This window comes from Rhizobium etli CFN 42 (assembly GCF_000092045.1).
Lineage (GTDB): Bacteria > Pseudomonadota > Alphaproteobacteria > Rhizobiales > Rhizobiaceae > Rhizobium > Rhizobium etli.
The window spans coordinates 1,154,738-1,177,124 of record NC_007761.1 but is presented as its reverse complement, the minus strand read 5'-3'; the positions used below and the strand labels follow the sequence as shown (position 1 = coordinate 1,177,124).

22 protein-coding genes and 1 pseudogene are annotated in these 22,387 nt (G+C 59.8%); 9 read left to right on the top strand and 14 right to left on the bottom strand.

Going from position 1 to position 22,387, the window contains the following annotated elements; genetic code table 11:
* Positions 1-39: 39 nt before the first annotated feature.
* Entirely contained in the window at positions 40-906 is an 867-nt protein-coding gene (locus RHE_RS05750; protein WP_011424466.1) for a LysR family transcriptional regulator, read from the bottom strand.
* A 71-nt stretch (positions 907-977) separates the two neighbouring features.
* Between RHE_RS05750 and RHE_RS05745 the strand changes: the two genes are divergently transcribed.
* Both RHE_RS05745 and RHE_RS05740 read left to right on the top strand, forming a co-directional pair.
* Positions 978-1,949 carry a quinone oxidoreductase family protein gene (locus RHE_RS05745; protein ID WP_011424465.1) on the top strand — a complete coding sequence of 324 codons (972 nt, stop codon included), beginning with the start codon at positions 978-980 and terminating at the stop codon, positions 1,947-1,949.
* Positions 1,950-2,180: 231 nt separating this feature from the next.
* Positions 2,181-3,134: an NmrA/HSCARG family protein gene (locus tag RHE_RS05740; protein WP_011424464.1), complete on the top strand. Its 954-nt coding sequence runs from the start codon at positions 2,181-2,183 to the stop codon at positions 3,132-3,134.
* Positions 3,135-3,196: 62 nt separating this feature from the next.
* Here the strand turns inward: RHE_RS05740 and RHE_RS05735 are convergent, their stop codons facing one another.
* Both RHE_RS05735 and RHE_RS05730 read right to left on the bottom strand, forming a co-directional pair.
* Positions 3,197-4,117, bottom strand: a complete 921-nt coding sequence (locus RHE_RS05735) for a LysR family transcriptional regulator (protein WP_011424463.1) — start codon at positions 4,115-4,117, stop codon at positions 3,197-3,199.
* 112 nt (positions 4,118-4,229) lie between these two features.
* Entirely contained in the window at positions 4,230-5,267 is a 1,038-nt protein-coding gene (locus RHE_RS05730; RefSeq protein WP_011424462.1) for a LacI family DNA-binding transcriptional regulator, read from the bottom strand.
* Positions 5,268-5,802: 535 nt separating this feature from the next.
* Between RHE_RS05730 and RHE_RS05725 the strand changes: the two genes are divergently transcribed.
* The 4 genes from RHE_RS05725 (at position 5,803) to RHE_RS05710 (ending at position 9,868) form a co-directional block, all read left to right on the top strand.
* Positions 5,803-7,305, top strand: a complete 1,503-nt coding sequence (locus tag RHE_RS05725) for a DegQ family serine endoprotease (protein WP_011424461.1) — start codon at positions 5,803-5,805, stop codon at positions 7,303-7,305.
* Positions 7,306-7,480: 175 nt separating this feature from the next.
* Positions 7,481-8,224, top strand: coding sequence for an SDR family NAD(P)-dependent oxidoreductase (locus RHE_RS05720; protein ID WP_042118104.1), 744 nt, complete (start codon positions 7,481-7,483; stop codon positions 8,222-8,224).
* Complete coding sequence (locus RHE_RS05715; RefSeq protein ID WP_011424459.1) at positions 8,221-9,129, top strand: sigma-70 family RNA polymerase sigma factor; 909 nt, start codon at positions 8,221-8,223, stop codon at positions 9,127-9,129. Before RHE_RS05720 ends, RHE_RS05715 begins: the two co-directional genes overlap by 4 nt.
* 538 nt (positions 9,130-9,667) lie before the next feature.
* On the top strand, positions 9,668-9,868 hold the full coding sequence (locus tag RHE_RS05710) for a hypothetical protein (protein ID WP_020920688.1): 201 nt from the start codon (positions 9,668-9,670) through the stop codon (positions 9,866-9,868).
* A 156-nt stretch (positions 9,869-10,024) separates the two neighbouring features.
* On the opposite strand, the gene RHE_RS05705 is transcribed toward RHE_RS05710, so the two are convergent.
* The 7 genes from RHE_RS05705 to RHE_RS05675 form a co-directional block, all read right to left on the bottom strand.
* The gene (locus RHE_RS05705; protein ID WP_020920687.1) at positions 10,025-10,210 is read right to left on the bottom strand and encodes a hypothetical protein; all 186 of its coding nucleotides are present in this window, start codon (positions 10,208-10,210) and stop codon (positions 10,025-10,027) included.
* 192 nt (positions 10,211-10,402) lie between these two features.
* Positions 10,403-10,831, bottom strand: coding sequence for a hypothetical protein (locus RHE_RS05700; RefSeq protein ID WP_011424456.1), 429 nt, complete (start codon positions 10,829-10,831; stop codon positions 10,403-10,405).
* Positions 10,832-10,842: 11 nt separating this feature from the next.
* Positions 10,843-12,699 carry a hypothetical protein gene (locus RHE_RS05695; RefSeq protein WP_042118102.1) on the bottom strand — a complete coding sequence of 619 codons (1,857 nt, stop codon included), beginning with the start codon at positions 12,697-12,699 and terminating at the stop codon, positions 10,843-10,845.
* The gene (locus RHE_RS05690) at positions 12,696-12,923 is read right to left on the bottom strand and encodes a hypothetical protein (RefSeq protein ID WP_042119204.1); all 228 of its coding nucleotides are present in this window, start codon (positions 12,921-12,923) and stop codon (positions 12,696-12,698) included. The genes RHE_RS05695 and RHE_RS05690 overlap by 4 nt, the downstream gene beginning before the upstream one ends.
* 4 nt (positions 12,924-12,927) lie before the next feature.
* Positions 12,928-13,290 carry a hypothetical protein gene (locus RHE_RS05685; protein ID WP_042118100.1) on the bottom strand — a complete coding sequence of 121 codons (363 nt, stop codon included), beginning with the start codon at positions 13,288-13,290 and terminating at the stop codon, positions 12,928-12,930.
* A complete protein-coding gene (locus RHE_RS05680) occupies positions 13,290-13,754 on the bottom strand; it encodes a lysozyme (protein WP_011424454.1) in 465 nt (154 codons plus the stop codon). The genes RHE_RS05685 and RHE_RS05680 overlap by 1 nt, the downstream gene beginning before the upstream one ends.
* Positions 13,729-13,962: a DUF7940 domain-containing protein gene (locus tag RHE_RS05675; protein ID WP_011424453.1), complete on the bottom strand. Its 234-nt coding sequence runs from the start codon at positions 13,960-13,962 to the stop codon at positions 13,729-13,731. The genes RHE_RS05680 and RHE_RS05675 overlap by 26 nt, the downstream gene beginning before the upstream one ends.
* 401 nt (positions 13,963-14,363) lie before the next feature.
* Between RHE_RS05675 and RHE_RS05670 the strand changes: the two genes are divergently transcribed.
* Positions 14,364-16,349, top strand: coding sequence for a hypothetical protein (locus tag RHE_RS05670; RefSeq protein ID WP_011424452.1), 1,986 nt, complete (start codon positions 14,364-14,366; stop codon positions 16,347-16,349).
* Positions 16,350-16,564: 215 nt separating this feature from the next.
* Here RHE_RS05670 and RHE_RS05665 read toward each other — a convergent pair whose 3' ends face one another.
* Entirely contained in the window at positions 16,565-16,777 is a 213-nt protein-coding gene (locus tag RHE_RS05665) for a hypothetical protein (RefSeq protein ID WP_011424451.1), read from the bottom strand.
* Positions 16,778-16,875: 98 nt separating this feature from the next.
* Between RHE_RS05665 and RHE_RS05660 the strand changes: the two genes are divergently transcribed.
* A complete protein-coding gene (locus RHE_RS05660) occupies positions 16,876-17,874 on the top strand; it encodes an acyltransferase family protein (protein WP_042118098.1) in 999 nt (332 codons plus the stop codon).
* Positions 17,875-18,081: 207 nt separating this feature from the next.
* Here RHE_RS05660 and RHE_RS05655 read toward each other — a convergent pair whose 3' ends face one another.
* From RHE_RS05655 to RHE_RS05645, 3 genes and pseudogenes are all read right to left on the bottom strand, one after another.
* Complete coding sequence (locus RHE_RS05655) at positions 18,082-19,026, bottom strand: methyltransferase domain-containing protein (RefSeq protein WP_166486924.1); 945 nt, start codon at positions 19,024-19,026, stop codon at positions 18,082-18,084.
* A 394-nt stretch (positions 19,027-19,420) separates the two neighbouring features.
* Positions 19,421-20,775, bottom strand: a pseudogene (locus tag RHE_RS05650) (hypothetical protein).
* A gap of 195 nt (positions 20,776-20,970) precedes the next feature.
* Positions 20,971-21,576, bottom strand: a complete 606-nt coding sequence (locus tag RHE_RS05645) for a class I SAM-dependent methyltransferase (protein WP_244425771.1) — start codon at positions 21,574-21,576, stop codon at positions 20,971-20,973.
* 655 nt (positions 21,577-22,231) lie between these two features.
* Between RHE_RS05645 and RHE_RS33410 the strand changes: the two genes are divergently transcribed.
* A complete protein-coding gene (locus RHE_RS33410; RefSeq protein ID WP_166486883.1) occupies positions 22,232-22,387 on the top strand; it encodes a hypothetical protein in 156 nt (51 codons plus the stop codon).

Here is a 22,387-nt window from a genome sequence, read left to right as displayed (position 1 = left end):
GTGCGGTGTTTCCGATCAGCTGCAGCAGGTGCCTGCACGTTACTCCTCCAGAACCTTTTTCAGCGCATCGATGACGACGCGAATGGAGGGGACGTCTTTGATATCCGAATGGACAACCAGCCAGACCTCTCTCGTCAAAGGATGTTCCGTCTCAATGCGCTGCAGGCCGCTGGACTCCGCGACGACGAAATCGGGCAGCATGACGACACCTGCCCCTAAATTTGCGATTGCGGCCTGAAACTCCAGAACGGACGATCTCACCGCGATCGGCCGGCCGGCGGCGAGCTCGACCAGCCGCAACTGCTGCGGTGAGGCATTCATGGTTTCGTCGTAGCCGATGAAGGTCCAGTCCTTCGGTGGGACCGTTTCGAGATAGGTCCTTGATGCGTAAAGGTGAAAGCTTGTCTCGCCGAGCTTGACGATCGAGTAATCGCCCTCCTCGGGACGCGACATCCGCACGGCGATGTCGGCCTCTCGCCTGTTCAGCGAGGCGAGGCGCTTTTCTCCGACAAGGGTGATCTCGACGCCGGGATGGTCGCGCCTGACGGCCGCGATCGGCTGTGCCAGCAGCACGCTCGAGAGTGCGGGGGGCGCGCTGATCCTGACGTGACCGCGCAATTCCGTGGTGCTGCTGCGACCAAGCTGCTCGATGGCCGCTGTATGGACCGCGACCAGAGCTGCGTGCCTGGCAACCTGTTCTCCGTCCCGGTTCAAACTGATGCGCCGTCCGCGCCGGTCGACGAGCTTGCGACCCAGGCTGGCTTCAAGCGACGAAATCCGCCGGCTTACCGTGGCGTGTTCGACGCCGAGCTGCTTTGCGGCGCCAAGCAGCGTTCCCGTCTGGGCAAGCGCCAGGAAATGCCGAAGATCGTCCCAGTCGATATTTGTGAATTCTCTCCCAGTCATTGTGAAACAATAGGGAATTTTCACACACCATGCCACCGCTTAATCTGCCGGCATAAAGGAGAGCACGAGCGATGACCGACCAAATCATATGGCTGAACGCCCCCGGCGACGTCACCCAGTTCCATGTCGAGCGGCACCATTGTGAGCCTCCCGGGGACGGTGAGATCAAAATTCGTCATGAGGCGATCGGAACCAACTTTCTCGACATCTATCACCGCAGGGGCCTCTATCCGATGCCGTCCTACCCCGCGGTGATCGGCGCCGAGGCGGCGGGCATCGTCGAGGATGTCGGCGCCGGCGTCTCGATGTTCGGAAGGGGTGACCGCGTCGCCTATGCCGGGCCGCCGGTTGGCGCCTATCGTTCCGCGCGGAATATTGCCGCTGAACGGGCGATCAAGCTGCCTGATGCCGTATCCGCAAAAACGGCAGCAAGTTCGCTCCTCAAGGGCATGACGGCCTACATGCTGCTGAAAAAGACTTATGATGTGCGTGCCGGAATGCAGATTCTGATTCATGCTGCCGCGGGCGGGCTCGGCAGCATCCTCGTTCGCTGGGCCAAATCGCTCGATGCCACGGTGATCGGGACGGTCGGTTCTGCCGAAAAGGCCGCGCTCGCCGCGTCCTGTGGCGCCGATCACCTTATCATTGGACGAGACGCCGATATCGTCGCGGAAGTGAAGCGGCTGACGAACGGGCTCGGCGTAGACGTCGCCTATGACGGCATAGGCGGCGACACGCTCCTCAAAACCATACGCTCTGTCCGGCCATTCGGCATGGCTGTCACCATCGGTCAGGCCGCCGGCGCCATTCCGCCCGTGCCGGTCGAGGAGCTCCGCCCGGGCAAGTCCCTCTGCCATCCGAGCATCATGGCCTGGTGTGCTGACATCGGACAGTATCGTGAGGCAGCACTCGCTGCAGTGCGAGCGATGGAAACAGGAATCGTTTCGCAAATCGCTGCCGAATACCGTTTGGCCGATGTTGCCAGAGCGCACGAAGAGATGGAATCCGGACGCTCGGCGGGCGGTATCCTGCTGGTACCCTGAGCAACAGAGGCGCCGGCAGAGCCTTTGCTTCGCTGGCGCTTCCGGCCATGCCGTTCTGCCATTTATCCAGGAAACGGCATTATCTTATGCATTACAGCTATCTACAGCCGTAGTCCCTGTTGAGCTAAAGGTGCCTTCCATTGGGTGGCCATCGGCATCGGCCGGCCGCCCACCGGCACGAAGACCCCCAGTTCTCCAGCCGGCAGCCAATGACAGGGAAGGATGAAAGCCATGTCTATAGACAACAAGCCACTGATCGCGGTTACCGGTGCAACGAGCAAACAGGGGCGCAGCGTCGTTGCGACACTTCTTGCAAGCCAGCGGTTCCGCGTTCGTGCTTTCACGCGGAGAAAGGATTCGCCGGAAGCTTTGCGTCTGGCGAAACTCGGCGCCGAGATCGCTACCGTGCCTCTCGAACTCGGCCGGCAGAAGGATCTCGTTGCTGCATTCAAGGGCGCGGCCGGCGCCTTTCTGATGACGCCGCCGATCGCCCCGCCGGAGACAAGCGAGGCGCCTCTCGGGCGGCAGCTGGCGGATGCCGCCGTGGAGGCCGGTGTCAAGCACATTGTTTTCAGCACGCTGGAGAATGTCGACAAGATCACCGGCGGGACGAAATATGCGCCACATTTCACCGATAAAGCCCGCGTTGCCGATTACATTCGCGGCCTGCCGGTCTCGCATTCCTTCATCATGCTGGCATTCTTCTACACCAACCTTCTCGAATATTACGCCCCGCGCATGGAGGGCGACACCCTGCTCCTGCCGATTTATCTTCCCGAAGATTTCGCCGCACCTTTCGTCGATCCGCTGACGGCGACCGGGCCTGTCGTCCTCGAGATCTTCTCACACCCCGAGCGCTATAATGGTAAGACGCTGCCGATCGTCGGCGATATCATTTCTCCCCGCGAGATGGTCGAAACCTTTCAACGCGTGACCGGCCGCAAGGCCGAGTATCGGAATGCTTTCACCAGAGAGGGGCTGCTGACCTATTTTCCGGAGTTTGCCGCCAACGAATTTCTCGTTCGAGAGATTCTCGGGATGGTCGAATATGCTGTCGAGTATGGCTATTTCGGCAAGGAGCATGACCTCGAATGGAGCCGGCGCCTGGCGCCGGAGACGCTCAACTGGGAGCAGTTTCTGCGGACGTCGGGATGGCGCGGCGACAAGCGCTCTTTCGGAGGCTGAAGCCTGTCCCCGCAAAAGCGCGGCAGCGATTTTGCGGGTAACGATCCCTTGAAAACAAAGACTTACGATGGCCGGATTCCCGGCAGCTTGGCAACCTCGGCGGCAAGAAAGTCGACGAGGAGCCGAACGCGGGCAATGGCCGCACGCTCGGGAACAATCAGCAAGCTTACCGGAACCGGCGAAGGCCGATGGTCTCCAAGCACGACCTCGAGGCGGCCGTCGTCGAGAAGATCGTGAACCAGCCAGAGATGGGTAGGACCAATGCCGCGTCCGGCGGCAAGGGCTGCGCGCGCCGCAAGCCCGTGGTCGACACGCAACCGACCGCTAACCGGGATCACCAGGCTGGTGCCATCGGGAGCGGAAAGAAGGAGCTGATTGCTGCCTGCGACGTTGGACATCACGACGGTTTCGTAGCGTGACAGGTCGGCCGGGCGCTCCGGCCGCCCCTGGGCGGACAAATAGGCCGGAGCGCCGACCAGCAGCCGCTGGCTCTCTCCGATCGCATGAAGCTTCATCGAGCTGTCGGCGAGAGGGCCAAGACGCAGCGCCACATCAACCCCTTCGCGAACCAGGTCGATCCGCTCATCCGTCAGGTTGAGGTCGACGCGGATATCAGGATGCCTGTCCTGAAAATCGAAGATCATGCGCGTGACATGCATGACGCCAAGCGCCGCCGTACAGGACAGGCGAACCGCGCCAGCGGGGGCCTGACGTGCATCTCTGGCTTCTTCCGCAGCCTGTTCGACCAGGCGCAATATCTGAAGGCAGTTGGTATAATAGCGACTGCCTTCCTCCGTCAGGGTGACCCGCCGCGTGGTGCGGCTGAGGAGGGCCACGCCGACAGCCTCCTCCAGTTCATTGAGGTGCCGCGTCACGGTGGATTGGCCGACGCCCAGCTCCCTTGCGACCATCGACAGGTTGGCGCGCTCGGCGACGCGAACAAAGGTCCGCATTCTGTCGAAAGACAAGCCTACCTTATCCATTTTTCAGCACAATGGTCACCATATTGTCCGTATACGGAATAATTGGAACGATTCCTAGCGCCGGCTTCAGCAAGGCTCGGCTCAACGTCTATTGTCGCGGTGCCGTAACAGGTTACCGGGTCGAGCCCCGGGGGATGATCGAAAAGCCGCAATCGACCCTGTCTTCGTCAGGCGGTTCGTCGCGGATGGCGCGCAGCAGCATGTCGGCGACGCGGTAGCCGATGTCCTGGCGCGGGATGTACACCGTCGTCAGCGACGGCTCGACGAAGGCGGAGAATTCCAGATCGTTGAAGCCGCAGATGCCGACCTCCTCCGGCACGCGGATGCCGCGCGCCTTGCATTCGATCAGGACGCCGAGCGCCAGTTCGTCGCTCTGGGCAAAAACGGCATCGACATCGGGCACGCGTTCGATCAGCCGGGCAAACAGTTCCCGGCCGAGGCCGGTGCGGCTTGGCGCATCGCCGCCGATAATGAGAGCGGGGTCGAAACGCCCCGCGTCCCGCATCACCGCCTCGTAGCCTTCTATCCGCCGGCGCGAGCGGACATCGGCGCCTCGGCCGAAGAAGGCGATCCTCCTGTAGCCCCTCGACAACAGGAAGCGGGTGGGTTCGGCGCCTGCCCTATAATGATCGAGGCCGACGACCAGCTTCTGCGGCTCCTGGCTCAGATCGGTGACATGGGCGATGGGACAGGCAGCATTGTCGATCAGCGGCAGAAGATCGCGGTAGGATTCGGCGCCGGCAATGATGACGCCGGCCGGTTTCTGCGTCAGGAAGGATTTCAACAGGCCGGCCTCGCCCTCGGCATGGTGCAATGTATTGGAATATTGCACGGTGAGATCGGTGTCGCGGAAACGATCCTCGATACCGACCATCAGATTGGTAAAGCCGTATTGGTGCAAGGCGGGCGTGATGACGGCGACGGTGCCGTTGTGGCGGCCGGCCAGCGCCCGGGCGGCAAGATTGGGAATATAGCCCATCTCCTCGACCGCACGCAGGATCTCCTCGCGCAGATCCTCGGAGACGATTTCGGGATTGCGCAGAGCGCGCGAGATGGTGATCGCGCTGACGCCCACCTTCTTGGCCACATCGCTGAGCTTCACAGGCGCGTCGCCCCTGGGCTTCCTCCCCCACTCCACCGACTTGCTCATCGTCCCCCGTCTGCCGTCACGGGACTCGACCACCGCCGATTCTCCCCCATTTACGTTCTGAAGAAGAAATAATTTAGATTCTACTAACATCTGATCGTCGTGACATGTTCCTGCAGGCCAAGGATCATCTGCCGGCAATTACGGACGCGGACGGCGGGCGGATCACCGATCGGCGGCGATAAGCACGCTTATTGTCGACGGAATTTCGAGAAGAAGCCATGCTGCCGGCGGGAAAAGGCCCGCCCTTCCCGCTGCGCGCCAGCCTCTCGAAAAGCAGGGTTAAACCCAAGAGAAACCTTACAAATCGGCAATACAAACATGATCGATATTTAATTTGTAAATCGGGCCGGCGCGATCATATGAATCGGCAAGCGCGAATTCTTCCATTCGCCAGGCCGCCGCCCGCGACGACTGCGCGTGTCCCAAGAGGAATTGGCGCCATCCGCTATTCGACGCCAGGTCCCATGACATGGAACCACGACGCCATCAAAAGCCAATCTTCTTCGAGAGGGCGACCGCCCAAGGGATTATCGCCATGTCACACATCCTCCTCAAATACCGCACCGCAGCGCTCGTCGGAGCCGCCATCATCGCCGGCGCGGCCTGCCTGCCCCTTGCGATCAACAGTTCCACCGCACTGGCCGCTCCCTCCGATACCGGCGGCATCCTTGCCGCAAGCGGCTCCTTCGCCTCCGTCGTCGACGCCGACAAGCCTGCGGTCGTCACCATCACCACGACGATGAAGACGACGGATGTCAGCGCCGATCAGCAATCGCCGATGGACGAGCAGTTCCGCCAGTTCTTCGAGGACCAGGGCATTCCGCTGCCGCGCCCGGCGCCGCAACAGCGCGGCTCCCAGCATGCGATGGCGCTCGGCTCCGGCTTCATCATCAGCCCCGATGGCGTCATCGTCACCAACAACCACGTCATCGACAATGCCCTCGACATCAAGGTGACGCTCGACGACGGCACCGAACTGCCGGCCAAGCTGATCGGCACCGATCCGAAATCCGATGTCGCCGTGTTGAAGATCCAGGCCGGCAAGCCGCTGCAGACCATCGCCTGGGGCGATTCCGACAAGCTGAAGCTCGGCGACCAGATCCTGGCGATCGGCAATCCCTTCGGCATCGGCACCACGGTGACGGCGGGCATCGTCTCGGCGCGCGGCCGCGATTTGCACAGCGGACCCTATGACGATTTCATCCAGATCGACGCGCCGATCAACCACGGCAACTCAGGCGGCCCACTCGTCGATCGTGAGGGCAAGGTCGTCGGCATCAACACCGCCATCTATTCGCCGAACGGCGGCAGCGTCGGCGTCGGCTTCGCCATTCCCTCCGACGAGGCCAAGGCGATCGTCGCCAAGCTTGAGAAGGATGGTTCGATCAATCACGGCTATCTCGGCGTGCAGATCCAGCCGGTCACGAAAGACGTCGCCGATGCCGTCGGCCTCGACAAGACCGGCGGCGCGCTGGTCGCCGCCGTCTCCGCCGATACGCCGGCCGCCCATGCCGGCCTGAAGCCCGGCGACATCGTCACCTCGGTCGGCGGCGAAACCGTCAAGACACCGAAGGACCTGTCGCGCCTTGTCGCCGATCTCTCGCCGGGCACGCAGAAATCGCTCGGCGTCTGGCGCGACGGCAAGACCATCGATCTCAACGTTACCGTCGGCGCCAATGCCGACGGCCAGAAGCAGGCCGCGGCGACAAGCCCGGAAGCGCCGGGCCGGGCCTCCGGCCAGCCGAGCCTCGGCATCGGCCTTGCCGAGCTGACGCCGGATGTGCGCCAGCAGATCAACCTGCCGCGCTCCGTCAGCGGCGCGGTGGTCGCCAGCGTCAATCCGGACAAATCGGCGGCTGCCGCCGGTATTCAGTCGGGCGACGTCATCGTCTCGGTCAACGACCGGCCGGTCCACAATGCCCGCGACGTCAAGGCCGCAATCGCCGAAGCCGGCAAGGCCGGCCGCAAATCCGTGCTGCTGCTCGTCGAACGCGACGGGAATAAAACCTTCATCGCTGTGCCATTTGCCGCGGCCTGAGGCATCCGGTGTGGCGAAAGCTGCAATGAAAAAGAAAGGCTCGTGAAGACCCAGCCGACTTTTTGACGCCGGCTTCCACAAATCGCAGATTGCGTTGACTCTTTTCACCTCCTTGAAACGTCTTTGTCGCGACCGTCGTCGAGCGGTCGAAACCGACCCGAATGAGGACTGAGAAATGGATCTGGAAGGAAAGCGAATTGTGGTCGTCGGCGGGAGCCGCGGCTTGGGGAGTGGGCTCGCCGAGGCATTCGTTGCTCGCGCGGCCGGCGTCACCGTGGTCGCCCGAAAGGCGACGGCTATGCGGGGGCCGGCTGAGCAACCGCCCGTCACCGCCATATCGGCTGATGCAACTGATGCCGACGCGGCGTGGCGGATCATGGAGCAGACGCGACCTGATGTCGTCATCATGAATGCCGGTGCGGAACCGCCCATGGAACGAATCGACCGGATTGGCTGGGAGGCATTCACGACGAACTGGAATGTGGACGTCAAGGCCGCGCTGCATTGGGTACAGGCTGCCCTGACCGTGCCGATGGCGCCGGGCGGGCTCGTCGTCCTGATCTCCAGCGGAGCCGCCGTGCAGGGGTCGCCGCTATCGGGAGGTTATGCCGGCGCCAAGCGCGCGCAGTGGTTCATTGCAAAATATGCCGATGGCTTGTCGGCGGAACTCGGCCTGGGTTTGCGGTTCCGGGTCCTCGTTCCCCGGCAGATGTTCGTTGGAACTGGTGTGGGCGATACTGGCATTGGGGCCTATGCTGCGAAGGCGGGTCGGACATTTGCCGAACAGGCCGCCACCTGGCCGAACATGACGCCGCGGGCTTTCGGTGATACGGTCGCCGAACTGATCGGCAAATCCGGCCTCGCCGAGGCCATGGTCTATGCCGTGCGTGGGGATACGGGTGTGACGGTCATCGAATGACGGAAGACCCAGCTCTCGGGGCCGCAGAGAGAAAAACTCTGCTCGCAGACCTGGCCAGGGAAGCGGACGCGCTTCGCCCCCAACTGCATCGCTATGCTGCTCGTCTGGTGGGTTCGGTGATCGACGGCGAGGACGTGATTCAGGACGCGTTTGCCAGGGTTTTTGCGACGGCTGGCTCGATCCCGCCGGGCACGCCGCTGCGACCGTGGCTATTTCGCATCGTCCACAATCGAGCCATGGATGCTCTGCGCCAGCGCAGTACGCGCCGGTCGGAGCCGCTTGAGATGGCCTTCGATCTGGCCGATATAAGCGCCGCCGGCCCGGAGGACGCGCTGATCCGGCGGGACACGGTGCGGGTCGCCCTGGGTCATTTTGCAGAATTGCCGGTGCCGCAACGCAGCGCGGTTATCCTCAAGGATGTGCTGGGAGAGTCGCTTGCGGATATCGCAGCGCTGCTGGATCTGAGTGTCGATGCGGTCAAGGCCCATCTGTCGCGCGGTCGGGCAAGATTGCGCGCGATCTCCGACGTGCGGTCCGAGGTTGCGCCGTCGCCAAGTCCCGAGGCCCTCAACTTCGCAGCGCTCTTCAACGCCCAAGATTGGGACGCGCTGCGTCGCTTGCTGGCCGAAGACGTTCGGCTTCGTCAGGCGCGACGGCCGGAAATCTCGGGTGCCGCCGACGTCGGTCGATTTTTCACCTATTATGCCGGATATCCGCTGGTCAGGGTCGAACCGGCCTGGCTGGAAGGCCGGGAAATATTGCTGGTATCGGCCGAACCGTCGGGCGGTCCTGCCTATTTCATGCTGCTCGAATGGCGCGGGCAAAAAATAAGCCTGATCCGCGACCATCGTTATGCGACCTATGTCATGGATGGTGCTGATGTCATGCCGGCCGCATCGCGGTGACCGATACTGGTCGAGACGAGCTTTCTCGCGGTCCGCTATGCGTTGCAACTTGCGGACATTTCGTAAAACATGACTATTCCCGCCATGGGGCTGTCAGCGGGCATGGCTGAACCGTAAAATCTTAGCGATCCCACATTTACGTTACCGGCTGGTCGCGAAGACGGGCTTTTTTCGTGGCTGTCCGGCTCCGGCACAGAGCTGCGCCCGGCCCTCGCAGCATATGGTAAATGGCGGTATTTGCCACGAAAAACCGAACGGACCGCCGGGTTTTTTGTACCGGAAAGCGACACGGAAACAAGGTGTTGCGCCATTGCCTGACAAGCCCGCAGACGGATCGTCAACTGCCGCTGGACGAATTAACCCTACTGGCTTACCTTAATATCAGCATCAACTTGAATACATCCCGCCCTGTGACATCGTATTTTCATGATCGCTAATTTGTTCCGGCACGGCGCACCGGAACGATGACCCGCCTTTCCCGAGAGGACGGGCTTCATGCACCAAGGATGCGCCGCAACATCAAACGGAGGGGTACGCCATGAATAACATTGTGGAATTTCGTGCCAAATGCCCGGACGAGAAAAGCCTTTCCGACTGCCGGGAGGCGCTTGAACCGCAGGTCATGAAGATCATTGCCGAGGCCGTCGGCAGGGGCTATCCGCCGGCCGAAGCGGCCATGGTGGTCGCCGACATCGCCGACGACTATATCCTGATGCTGTCGCGCGAGTTGCGCCATTGATGGCTCTGAGTGCGTGCGCAGAAACCACACGCCGATAGCCAGGGAATCAGTGGACCGCGCAGCGCCTGCCGGGGTAGCAGGGGTACAGGAGACGAGACCAGCCGCGCGGCCCGGCGATCCAAACGCCGGATAGTGCCGGAAGTTCCGGCTCCGGCGCTATCGCCATTTCGGCAGGCGCGGCGGCGCGTTGGCCTGAATCTCGTGCAGCGGTGCGTGAGACCCGAGCAGCTTTTTCAGCTTCTTCTCCTCCGCCGGACCAATCCCGAACTTGCGGCAATGCTCGGCAACATCATGTTCCCGGGGCCCGGGAATACGAACTTGGCGATTGCTCATGCTCTTCATGTCTGTTTCCTCCTTGAAGGGGTAACAAACAGGCGGCAGTTTTGTTCGTTAGAAAAGTCTAATTTTAGTAAGCCGTGCGAGAGAGCAATATATCAGCCGAGCTGACGCCGTTTTGCTGCGTTTGACTTGCCGGCATTCGCCGTCAGTCGCCATCGGTCGCCAGTCGCCAAGCAGCGCAAAGTGGCGCACCGCTCAACTGATCTTCAACCAATGCCTGAGCGCCGCCACCGCCCCGTCGCTCGCATAGGCAATGACCCCGCCCGTCGTCAGGCCGGCGAAGGCAATCAGCCCGGAGATGCCATAGCCGATCGATTTCATCCGTTTCCACTCTTCGAGCGCCGGACCGACCGTCTCGTGGTTCTTCTCGACGGTTTCCCTGAGCGTCAGGATCTCGTCGCGGATCTGCGCGTCGGCTCCGCCGCGGATCGCCGCCCTGGTATCGAGGTGGGCGATCTGCCTTGCCTGTTCGTCGAGCCGCTTGTGGATCACGGCTCGGCTCTCATGGGCATTGGCCTTTTCATCGCTCATCTCCTGGCGCAGCAGCGCGACGTTTTCCTCGATGCCGCTCAGCCTTCCCTCGACGCGCCCGAGGGCGCGCAGGATATCGTCGTTGGATGTCATGGCGGGGCACCTCAGGAGTTGAATTTCAGCTTCTCGGACTGGGCAATGCCGCTCGAAATCCGGTCGATCATGATCGGCTGCGGGTGGATGAAGGACACCGGCGAAAGCTCCCCGACACACGGCGCCGGACGCACCACGGAGCCGGCGGGCAGAACGACGGCGCTCAAGCCTTGATAGGTGATGACGTTGCCAGCGATGCTGGCCACGACCTGCGTGCTCAAGCGAGCCAGGCCGTCCGGACCGGAATAGATGTGCAGCGTCTGCTCGGGCCTGAAGATGCTCGCATCCGCGACGACGATCTGGTTATAGGGGGCAACGCCGTCAGTTCCGGCCTGCGCGGTCAATGTCGTGCTCGCGAGCTCCAACATGCCGGGCCAGACACCGCCTCTGGAGGGGGAGACCCAGGCTGCGTAGGTATCGATTGCCGCGTCGCAGCAAGCCGATGTCTGCGCAAGGATATCATCGCGAAGCCGCCATTTGCCCGAAGCGTCCGTTCCGTCCGACGGCCAGCTGTTGTTGGCGCCATAGACCTGATATTCCGCCCCCAGGCCGAGATCGTTGCAGGTGATTGTCCCGCTCGCCGGCGAGGTGCCGCCGGCGAAATTGTAGGTGAAGGTGTTGGCGTCGACGACCGCTATCACATAGCTTCCATTGTAGGCGGTCGGCGTCGCTCCCGAAATACTGACGGTCTGGCCGGTCGCCAGTCCGTTGAGGCCGCTTGCGATGGTCGCCGTGGCAACCGTGCCGACCGAGGTCAGCGTGATGTTGCGGGTAACGGTCGTGCGCCCCAGCGGCGGGAAGGCGACGATTCTGACGCCGGCATATTCGGCGCGCAGGCGGGTGACCAGAGAGCGGTAGTTGGTGGTGAAGAACTGCGTATAGGTCGAGGCCGTGTCGTTCTGCCCCATCTGATTTGTTATGACCGTGAACGGCCATTTATTGCCGTTGAAGGCAATGATTTCGCGGATGATGTCGCGGCGCCTGGTCGCGATCGAAGAGCCGCTGCCGGTATATTCGCGGACGGAACCGGCGCCGGGCATGCCAACCAGGCAATGGGGAATGCGGCCCGGTCCACCATCCTTGTCGAGCCAGCGGCGCAACCAGCCGAGATTGCCGCGCATATCGGCTGCGGACGAATATTCCTGGCGCGCCTCGCCGATGCTGTCGCAGAAAGCAAGCGCAACCGGCCTTCCGTCCCAGTCGCCCTTGGCGACCATGAAATCGGCCCCCCAATATTGCGGCTGCGCCTGTGTGCCATAGCCGGTATCGAGGGCGGCGGTGCTGTCGGCGAGCGGGCTATCCTTGAAGGCGAGCAGGCTGGCGAGATCGCCGGCGCCCCAGACACGTTCGCTGCGATGCTTCTGGATGCGGTAGACCGGCCAGACCTTCTCGCCGACGGCGGTGTGATAAAACAGCCAGATTTCGATTTCGCTGTCCGGCGCAACATCGGGAATGGTCAGCTCGTCCGTCCAGGCGCCGTTCGTCTGGTCGGCGACGGTGACCGTGGTCGAGCCGGCGAAGCTGCATTGGTAAAAGATGCCGGCGACGCGGATGAACATGGCATCGGCGACCACGGAATTGCCCGGCGCGCCGATCGTGCCGGTGACGACGGTTTCCTGCGGCGAATTTCCGCCTTCGGTCGAGGCGAAGCCGGAGAGATGGAAGCGGAAGGTCCGCATCTTGTATTGCGGCGTGTTGACGACGATCTTGGTGCAGACATAATTCGTGCCGGAGGCGGCGGTGACGATGCCGCCCGACGGCATGCGGTTGCGGGTGGCGAAGAACATGTAGCGGTCGGGGTCTCCGGCGCTCCCGCCCGCGCCATTCAGCAGCGGATTGGCAAGAGCGAGCGAAATGGCATTCATCATCGGCGTGTTCCGTATCGGCTGGTGAGGTCATCATAGAATTTGACGCTGCGCCCCTGGCGGGCGTTGGCGCGGTCGAGCGCCTGGCGCTCGCGGGCGAGGATCGCGATCAGCGGCTCGCCCTCAAGGACAGGCGCATGCCCTTCCTGCTTTCTCAAATCGTCCGGCAGCGGCGGCAGCACGATGCCGGCTGCGGCCTGCCCCCTGGCGACCGCCGCATTGTTCAGGCGCTCAGTGGCGGAGCAGCCAGTCACGATCGGCAGCAGTGACAGCGCAAGTGCGGTTCTTTTGCGAAAGCTCGAGTTCATAGGATCGGATCTCGTTTTCCAATGTGTCTCTGGCGGCCTGCTCGGCGGCCTTTGCGGCCTCCAGGCGCTTGCGGTGCTCCTCACCGGCGCCGGCTGCCGCATCGCGCTGACGCTCCATCTCGGCCGCCCTGGCTTCGGCGGCGGTCTTTTCGGACATGAGGACGTAACCGGCGCGCGCCTGACGCGCCGCCGAGGGGTAGCCGATCGAGACCGCATAGAGGCGATAGATGGCAAGGCCCGCGGCAATGCCGGCGCCGATCTTCAGCGTATCGAGGAAGCCGAACATCAGGTGCCCTCCAGGCAGAAGGCGCGTTCCTTCTGCCGGCGGCGCGTCAGGCCGGGAAAGGTGATGCCGGCGGCGCGGTTCCATTTAAGGAGAGCCTCACAGCCCTCGGCGGTCCTGCCCTGGTTGATGAGCCGGACCGCGCTCGAGCCGCAGGCCGCCCGGACGCCGACATTATAGGCGAAGGAGGTCAGCGCCACGAAGCGGGCATCCGGCAGGGGGGCCGTGACGCACTGCTCGATGCCATTGGCGTACCGCCGCAGCTCGAGCGAAAGCAGCGCCCTGCACTCTCCCACTGTCTTGTAGTCGCCCGGCTTCACGCCATTGGTGCTGCCGTAGCAGATTGTCCACGGCTGGCCTTGAGTGGCCGGGTCAGGATAGGCGTGCTGCCGCAGCCCTTCGAAGCTTCCGACCCAAGCAACGGCCATCGCGGCCGCGGCACTACCCTTCTGCAGGCGGTTTGCCATTCAGTTCTCCTGAAATTTTCTGCTGGACGAAAATGCGGGCGACGATCGCCGCCGCAGCGAAGAGCCCCGATGCCGTGGACATTGCCGGATACCCAGGTTGCCGCGAGGACATTGGAGACGGCTCGAGGACGATGAAGAGCAGCGCCAGCGCCATGAGGCGAACGCTCCAGGCGCGCCTCAGCACCGCGCGCCAATTATGGACGAGCATGGGGTGGGCTCCAGATTCTGAATGTGGCGAGGCACTCGGCCCCTGCGTGGAGACGGCAGCGAGAGTTTTACGTTCAATGGTACGTGGTGGTCTTCCGCCGAGCGGAAAAAGGGGTGTGTAGTTCCTGAGTGTGATAGTGCATCATCACGGCAGCGCCCGCATAACGCCGCGTCTTCGAACCATCCTCGCTGGCAATTGACAAAGAGGAAAAATTTTCATTTATGCCGGGCGTTGCCCGCGGCGGCAGGGAGACCGATCCCTATCCGGTCTTGGCGATCGGAATTGAGACTGCTCCGTGGCGGGTCTTTGCTGCTACGAGTTTTTTATTTCCGATCTGATGGTTCGCGAGCTTGCATCGATGCCGCCCATGAGCGGGAACGCACAAGGGGAAACATCCGGTCATGACTGTCCTCGCCGCCTGGCTTGTCATTGCAGCGATTTTACTATTCGGCCTGACCCTTCATCGTGCGCTTGTGCTTCGGTTGAACCGCGGCATTAATCCTTCTTTTCGTGACGGGACGGATCTGCTCCTCAGCGGCGTCTTGCCGGGACTTGCGCTCGTCGGCGGTTTGGCAACTGCTCTTGGGGCGATTCATTTGTTGCGCGCGGAAATCGTGCTGCCCCTTGCTGCCATGTTGATGATCTGGCGCCGGGATGATGTGCGGGCGATTTTTGGCGATTTGCGCAATTTGGCCGTAATGGGTGTGCGGGCGACCGCCAAGGGCAATCCATTCCCGCTTTTGGCCTCAGCTGCATTTATTGCCTTGACGGGGGTAATGTCGGTCACAGCGCTTTTCCCGGCAGGATCAGCTGACGTTTGGGCTTTTCAGATCCCACTCGCCCAAAGCATCGTTTCCCATGGCGGCTTCGTCTCGCCGCAGATGAACAGCAATTTTTACGGAAACATACCGCTTTTCTTCAATGTACTTTTTGCTTGTGCACTATTGTTCGTCGACCATTGGCTCGCTGCGGGTCTGATGAATGTGGCGATATTCCTCGGATTCCTACTGCTGCTCACAAGTTGTGCGCACCGCTGGCGGGCGGCCGGATTATTGCTGGTTTTCTTCCTGATCGCGTTCCAGCCCTTTTTTACACCGGGCGCCGCAGCTCCTCTGACAGACCTTCCCAGATCCTGTTTTTCGGTTGCCGCCGTCCTTTATCTTTGGCGTTACCTTGAGACCCGCAGGCCTTCAGAGATTGTCTGTTGTGCTTTGCTCTTGGGTGGGGCAGTCGGTGGCAAATATACCGAGCTTCAGATGGTGGGATTGATCGGCTTGGCGCTCTTGCCTTCGATCTTTCGCGGCAAACTGCCATTTTCGCTTTTTTTGACTTGCCTGGCCGCGTTTTTATCCCTTGCGGGCTACTGGTACGTCAGAAATCTCATTGTGCTCGGGAATCCGATCTATCCTTTCTTCTTCGGGCATCCCGGACTTTCGGACCAGTGGATGGCGGCTTATCGCATCGAAGTCGGCCGTGCATTCGATCCGGCAAACCGGGTTTTCGTCACCGATCTGACAACCCTTCAAGGCTGGCATGACTTTTTCTTCATACTGCATGATTGGTTTCTGGATCGCCGCCAATATGCAATCGTCGCTCTCATCCTTATCGTCGGTGCGTTGATTGCGTCGTTTAGAAGGATTTTCCTGCTCGTCGCGATGACTGCTGCGATGTTCATCATCTGGTACGCCGTCATGTTCAACCACATACGATGGGCAACGCCCGCTTACCTATTGTATTACTCCACGGCGTATATCGGCGCGAGCTTGATAGTCGAGAAAATTGCAGCGAGCAGTGCTGCCCAGTCGTTACTCGAAATGTCGGCCCGTCTGCGGGAAGGACAGAGGGCCGTCAACGGCCATTTGTTCGCGTTTGCGGTGGCGCTCGTTACTGTCGTTGCGTTCTGTCATCCTGCCGTTAAATACATGTCTCGCCCCAAACGCCAACCCTATTCCTGGATGGAGCAGGGCGTCATGGATGTCCTGATTGGCCGGCAAAAACTCGATGATTTTCTGGGAGCCCAGCGTGAAGGTTACACTGTCTATCGCTATGTCGCGGCAAATGATTTGAGGATCGTATTTCAACCATTCGATACGGGTAGTACTTTAATTGCCGCCGCCTATACGGGAGGCAGAGATAAAGGGTGGTTGCTGCCGCCTTATATCTTTCCTGAATCCGCAAACGATGTGGACGCCTTTGTCGAGCGCAATCACATCCGGTACTTTATCCGGGTAACAGAGAAACAGCATATAGTGGCCGATCGCATCGGCGCCGCCAAGTATGCGTTGGCGGAAAAAACCATATCACGAATGTTGCCGGAATCGACTTTGCTGCTGAAAGACGCATTTGGGTGGGAACTGTACCGGTTCAACGGTTTTCCCCTACAATGAAATCGGACGCGTCCGCAATTTGCTTAGGTGTTTGGTCTTGGAATGGCCTGGTGCGGATTGATTTTGAAGATTGAGGGGTCTTTTGTCCAGGCATTGCGGGCGCTGCCATAGCAGATCGTCCACGGCTGGCCTTAAGTGGCCGGGTCTGGATAAAGCATGCTGCGGGAGCCTTTCGAAGGACCCGACCAAATGCAACGGCCATCGCGGCTGCGGCGCTACCTTTCTTGAGCCTGTTCGTCTTTGAGATTCTTCTGGTGGATGACGCGCGCGATGGGAGACATCAGAAGGATGCCGATCGACAGCCATTTCGGGATGAAGTCATCGAGGTGCGGCACGACATACGGCAGCAGTTCCAACAAGCCAAGTAGACGCACCACATGGACAGCGACCACGTGAGCACCGCGGCGCTTGTTGCGGATCAATTTCATGGGGTTTTTGCCTCAGTGTCGGCGGCTTATTAGAGTACTCGCAAGTACACTAATAATTGTCTCTTGATAAAGTATTCGCGCCGAGGTTACTTGGCCGCATGCATTCACTTCAAAATTCGGGCAAAGTCGAAGGTATCGATACCGTCAGAGCGGTTGCCGCCCTGTCTGTTGTATTCGCGCACCTTCTTGGCCCGGCGATGCCCGGACTTTCGAAATACCTCTTCACGGGCCATCCGGCGGTAATTGCCTTCTTTGTAGTCTCGGGCTTCTGCATCCACTATCCGTACCGGGCGCGCATGCTTCCGGTCGGGCCATTCCTTGCCGGCCGCTTTATTCGGATAGTGCCGCCAGCCGCCGCAGCCTTCATCCTGGCGCAAGCGCTGGGTATGCGAGCCTACAATCCGATCGACGGCTATATTCTCTGGTCCGTCGTTTGCGAGGCAATTTACTACTGCCTTTATCCCCTTATCCTAGCCATCTCTCGCCGGATTGATTGGCCCTTGCTCATCGTGGCATCTGTCGTGGCCGCATATGGCGTAGCGATAGGCGTTGGCTCTGACCAATACGGAAACGCCAAAGCCTACGGACCACAACTCAATTGGGTTGTCGGGATCCCCGCATGGCTCCTCGGCTGCTACCTTGCTGAAAATCTTCACCGTCTGAAGCTGCCAGGCCATGTTTGGGGCTGGCGCGCCGCGACTGCCGCAACTGCTTCTGCTCTCTATTGGGCGACGATGAACACCGCAGCCGGCTTTTACCTGACCATGGTGCCGTTCTCGGCGCTCGCCGCTTGCTGGATACTGGTGGAGATCAGGAACGCCTCTGAAAGAGGCCCCATCAATGTCTTGGAGACCATCGGTGAGGCCTGCTTTTCAATTTACCTCGTCCACGTCATCGCGGCCGCGGCAATTGGATGGTTGGTGACGACGCCGATCGTCGTTTGCGCCCTGTCGCTGGCTCTCGCCTATCCGTTCTACCGATGGATCGAGAAGCCGTGCCATGCCGCCGCACGCCGTGCCAAAGCAAAGATGGAGGAGCTAGGGGCCAGACGTCGCTTGGAAGAACGCGATGGGATCGCGATAAGCGACGGTGCGTAGCCGCTCAAAGGTGCTGAGGACCGATTCCTGCAACAGCGAAATGCCAAACTGACGCAACTGTAAAAGCGCAAGCTAATGAAGAATGCTGCGCCGACTAGCTACACTACAATTCAATCGCGCCAAACATTCACCACTAGGTATGATCCCACAAACTGGCCCAAACTGCTGAACTGGCCGGCTGAATTGGGAAGGCCGCTAACGGATCGATCACTTGGTAAGGACATAGCAGTGAAATGCACTGCTGCCATCATTTTTTTGGCCTATAGCAGTGAGAGGATTTGCAAACATCCGGAGTGCATCTACCCACTCTGCTTTTATGCTTGGCAACTTCTGAGGATCGACGCTCGCAACCATGCTCATGAGCGCCGGAAACATCGGTCGAAAACCAATATCCCATGCTTGGATTACCACTTTGGGCAGGTGTTGTGAATGGTGAGAAACCGAAAGGCCTGCGCTTCTAAAAATCTCCCGCCAAGCATCATCTGATTTTGACTGCTTTATGTTATCGCTCAGTCTTCCGCGGTCTAACAATTCAAGCCACTTCCACTGCTCATCCTTGGTCTTGGCATATAAGGAGTTATAGAAGCTGAACTGTGGAAGGGTTTCATTCGGTAGCATCAGGCAGATCTTGCCGCCGGGCACCAAAATTCTTCCCAGCTCAGACATGACCTCAGCCGGATTATCCAGCCAATAGACGATGTTAGAAAAGATCGAGCCAAACGAATTACTGTCGAAAGGTAGGGGCGCGTTTCCATCTCCCTCGATCGTTTCCTTATAGAAATTCAGCGCCGCCGCTTTTCGAAGTAGATTAGCTTTATGATCGAAGCCGACGCTTATCTGGTACGAAGGAGAGCTCGCCACGAGGGGATCGTAACTCTCATCATAGGAGTCATACACGTCTACGTTCTGATAAAATCGGTCAAGTTTCTCCGTCTTTTGAAATGCATCGAAGCCTGCGCTAAACCGCCCCCCCGCTCTAATGAACGAAAAGACGCCGTCTCCGCATCCAAAGTCTAGCGATCTCCCTTCGAATTCGAAGCCCTTCATCGCCTCGATATCCAAATACCTCCAGATAGCGGTCTCAGGCCGGAGCCAGAACACGCTCAACAACTGCTCTAAAATCGAAGTCACTTGATCACCGCTATCGCTAATTTCATCCCTGGGCTATACGATGGAAGGCAACGCGGTTCAACGCGGATGTACGGTTGTCCTGCGTAAAAGCCGGGGCCGAAGCGGACCTCTCAGCAGATGAACGATTTCTCTCGGCGTGTGGAACCGCGAACCGAAACGAGAGTAATCATTGCAAAAGACGTGGCATCAATAATGGCGGTTTCAAGCTTACAATTTGCCGCCTCCTGAAAAAATGCGCTGATCTGCGCCGCCGAGAAGCGTATGTCGCAAACCCCGCCGCCATCATGTGGCTATCCTTGACGAAGGTTCCGCTATAGTCGAAGGTATCCGGCGTTTCGCGTCCTGCTAGGCTACTTATAACACCACTAGCGCGGAGGATCGGCCTGCGAAGCGTTAGCCGGAATTGCAAAAGGCACTATGCAGCCCTCCCACACGGGAAATAGAAGCCATCGGTCCACATCCATATATTGCCGGCTGCGCCCGCGACTTGGCGGATTTGCTTGTTCGTGTTTGTCCATATATCCGCTGAGCCGATGGCATAGTTGCCGGCGACCTGGACAGAGCCGACGTTGCCGCCGTCATTGCCGATGCTTGCAGCCAGTATTCCCTGTGAGGGATCTGAAAAAAGCGCGGCGGCCGTCGTGGCGGAGGAAGTATACTGGAATCTCAATTTTGCCTTCACCCGCGCTCCATTTGGCACTGTCAGTGCCAGGAATGTCGAGGTTGTAGAGATAGCGGCATTGGCAGCATCCTTGACCGGCGTTACAAAGGTATATTCGTCACGTGGATACAGAACAAACGGCCGAATGCTCGAACTTCCATCTGTTAGCACGACGCCGATGCATTTCACGATCGTATAGCCGGTAAGCAGTGTCGTAGTGATGCCGCCGATGATCGGTGAGGTCGAGAAAACCACGTCGAAAGACAGGTCGGCATCCTTGCGCAAGGCGTAGGCAAAGTATGTCGCATTTGCTGCGACGGCGCCGGCATCGAGGCCGCCCGCGCCCGTTCCGGCCGCAAATGTTCCGGTCACCCTCTTGGCAAATGACGCCGCGCTGGACACGAAACTCGCACCCGACCGGGCCGAGCCGGAGGCAAAGTCGATATGGGTGTTCGGGTTGGCGCCGTTGTTGGAAAGGATGAGGCCGACGACGAAATCGCCGACAGCCGAGCTGTCGGCTTTACTCTGAATCCTGGAATAGACCTTGTCGGTAAAGAAGGCGGCGCCCGAACATATGATGTTGACGCTATGGCCGTCCTTGAGGACAAGCGTAGCCGTGCCATCGATCGTCTCCGACCCCGTGGGATCAATCGTCACGTCCCCACCATCGGCAACGATGAATAGTGCCAGTTTGCGCCGAGCGTTGCCGCTGCGCTGAGGGTGAGCGTCGCGGCCTGGGTAAAGCGATGGACCGCATTGTCGTCGGACGCAACCGCCGTGTAATCCCCTGACTTCGCCGCATAAACCGACGCTTTGTCGAACCCGACGTCGACGCCGTTCTGCGTGAACCCTAAGAGCCCGCCGCCCTTCAGATAGAGGCCGGTCTGGGGATTGGTGGCGAAACCGATGCCGGGCGCTGAAGCCGTGCCGCTTGCCGTTTTAAGTGGCGCGGTCATCGGCGCCGAGCCGTCGCGCGGCAGCGAGTTGGTGATTTCGTTGCCGAGGTCGGTAGTCAGCGCGTTCCAGGGTGCCGGGTCGATGACCTGGCCGACAGAAGGCGTCGTTCCGGCGGGTTTCGAATAGACGCCGGTTGATGGATTTCTTGGCATTCATCATCTCCAAAGAAAAAGGCCCCGCGATTGCGAGGCCATTGTGGCGTGTGTAGCGATGCCTGGTGACGGGCGGCGCGGGTTGATTAGCCAAGTCGAGAGATCGACTGCCCCGGTCCGACACCTCAAGATCGCGGATATGGAAACGCAGCGTCCTCCCTTAAGACGGGCACTTGAGTTTGTCCGCTGTTGAGGTCAGGCAACGCGGGAAAAGACGGCTCGAAAGAGACGCCCTGTTTTCCGCCTTGTTTTCTGAACGTGGGACTGTCGTCTCTTGAACAAGAGGTCGGCTCCATAGACATCCGCGCGGGTACCGATCACGCCACTGTTGCGGCCTTCGAAGCGAGCAGTGAGATCAAAGCCCATTTCGTCGGCTATTCCCTTTAATAATGCTTCTGAAATGGTCTGGTGCGGATAACGTATCTCTATGTTGTCGAATCCTTCAGGAACCGGGCCAGCGCCATTATCGAAAAGCCGGGACGACTGGACGGTGAAACGCTTTTTTTTTGAGAAGGCATTCCGCGCCAGATAGGCGTAACGAGTTGTCCGGCTCAGAGCCTCCCGCCACAATTGTTCCGGATCAGCAAGGTATTGAAGCGTGCCGCTGCTGTAGAATACGTCAAACTCAGCCGGCAATTGGTCGGAATACGATATCGCCGGCCTTAACGCCTGCGCGGCGTCAGCCACGGATTTTGTCTCTACCACTGTGAATGACCAGGCGGGGAACTGCTTTTGCAAAACGGCGCACAGTTCACCAGCGGATCCACCGAAATCAACGAATCGGCCGGACGGGATATCCATGGCCGGCAGAAGTTCCGCGGGTGTTTGGACATAGGACTCTTCCTTCCCAATCAATTGCCGCGACCGTTCTATCCGGAATGCTGTGAGATGCTCATCTCCATACGCGGGAGCTGCCGCCGCGGCTCTTCTCCATGATCTGTACGACCTCTCACGCGTCCGCCAGTGATTTACGGCTGCAATTGCGGAACCAGGTAGAACCTTTTTGACGAGAAGTTTGAGCATAGAGGCCTGCATGTGGACTATTGGCAAGTGGCAGTCGAAGATGAACTGACCGTCTACAGCACTAACGGGCGCCCCGCCACCAATAGTTTTACCTCTGCGTGATCTCAATTTAAAGTACTAACAAGTCTCTTATTTCGAGGTGGCCTGTTTATTCCGTGCCGAGCCGTCGCGCGGCAGCAAGTTGGTAATTTCGATTCCGAAGTCGGTGGTCAGCGCATTCAGGGCGCGGGGTCGATGACCTGTCGCTGATAATCTCCAAACAAAAAGGCCCCCGGCAATTGACTCTTGGGCGGCGCACTTGGTTTGATGGTGACGCTCGCAACATTGCTGCCGATGGCCATCCCAATGCAGATCGCCTGCGGGTGGCTGCCATTATGAACTCCACAGGCTCCCAAGCGCTCAGGAAAGATTTTTGATGAGGAAATTCATATCGATGACACTGGGGACGATGATGGCGATTGGCGGTGCATCAGTCGGCGGTTACATGTTCCTGCATGCCAGCCAACCGGTCAAAATGATTATTTGGGCCATGCCGATAAGCGTGATGGCATTGGGGGTTGCCATTTTGTGGGAAGATATGCGGGGATAG

Bases quoted from the DNA above. Each gene is read 5' to 3' on its own strand.
- RHE_RS33410 (WP_166486883.1), top strand. From the start codon at position 22,232: ATGACACTGGGGACGATGATGGCGATTGGCGGTGCATCAGTCGGCGGT.
- RHE_RS05730 (WP_011424462.1), bottom strand. From the start codon at position 5,267: ATGAGCAAGTCGGTGGAGTGGGGGAGGAAGCCCAGGGGCGACGCGCCT.
- RHE_RS05675 (WP_011424453.1), bottom strand. From the start codon at position 13,962: ATGCTCGTCCATAATTGGCGCGCGGTGCTGAGGCGCGCCTGGAGCGTT.
- RHE_RS05750 (WP_011424466.1), bottom strand. From the start codon at position 906: ATGACTGGGAGAGAATTCACAAATATCGACTGGGACGATCTTCGGCAT.
- RHE_RS05725 (WP_011424461.1), top strand. From the start codon at position 5,803: ATGTCACACATCCTCCTCAAATACCGCACCGCAGCGCTCGTCGGAGCC.
- RHE_RS05680 (WP_011424454.1), bottom strand. From the start codon at position 13,754: ATGGCAAACCGCCTGCAGAAGGGTAGTGCCGCGGCCGCGATGGCCGTT.
- RHE_RS05695 (WP_042118102.1), bottom strand. From the start codon at position 12,699: ATGATGAATGCCATTTCGCTCGCTCTTGCCAATCCGCTGCTGAATGGC.
- RHE_RS05745 (WP_011424465.1), top strand. From the start codon at position 978: ATGACCGACCAAATCATATGGCTGAACGCCCCCGGCGACGTCACCCAG.
- RHE_RS05645 (WP_244425771.1), bottom strand. From the start codon at position 21,576: ATGGATATCCCGTCCGGCCGATTCGTTGATTTCGGTGGATCCGCTGGT.
- RHE_RS05685 (WP_042118100.1), bottom strand. From the start codon at position 13,290: ATGTTCGGCTTCCTCGATACGCTGAAGATCGGCGCCGGCATTGCCGCG.
- RHE_RS05710 (WP_020920688.1), top strand. From the start codon at position 9,668: ATGAATAACATTGTGGAATTTCGTGCCAAATGCCCGGACGAGAAAAGC.
- RHE_RS05665 (WP_011424451.1), bottom strand. From the start codon at position 16,777: ATGAAATTGATCCGCAACAAGCGCCGCGGTGCTCACGTGGTCGCTGTC.
- RHE_RS05715 (WP_011424459.1), top strand. From the start codon at position 8,221: ATGACGGAAGACCCAGCTCTCGGGGCCGCAGAGAGAAAAACTCTGCTC.
- RHE_RS05660 (WP_042118098.1), top strand. From the start codon at position 16,876: ATGCATTCACTTCAAAATTCGGGCAAAGTCGAAGGTATCGATACCGTC.
- RHE_RS05720 (WP_042118104.1), top strand. From the start codon at position 7,481: ATGGATCTGGAAGGAAAGCGAATTGTGGTCGTCGGCGGGAGCCGCGGC.
- RHE_RS05705 (WP_020920687.1), bottom strand. From the start codon at position 10,210: ATGAAGAGCATGAGCAATCGCCAAGTTCGTATTCCCGGGCCCCGGGAA.
- RHE_RS05670 (WP_011424452.1), top strand. From the start codon at position 14,364: ATGACTGTCCTCGCCGCCTGGCTTGTCATTGCAGCGATTTTACTATTC.
- RHE_RS05735 (WP_011424463.1), bottom strand. From the start codon at position 4,117: ATGGATAAGGTAGGCTTGTCTTTCGACAGAATGCGGACCTTTGTTCGC.
- RHE_RS05700 (WP_011424456.1), bottom strand. From the start codon at position 10,831: ATGACATCCAACGACGATATCCTGCGCGCCCTCGGGCGCGTCGAGGGA.
- RHE_RS05740 (WP_011424464.1), top strand. From the start codon at position 2,181: ATGTCTATAGACAACAAGCCACTGATCGCGGTTACCGGTGCAACGAGC.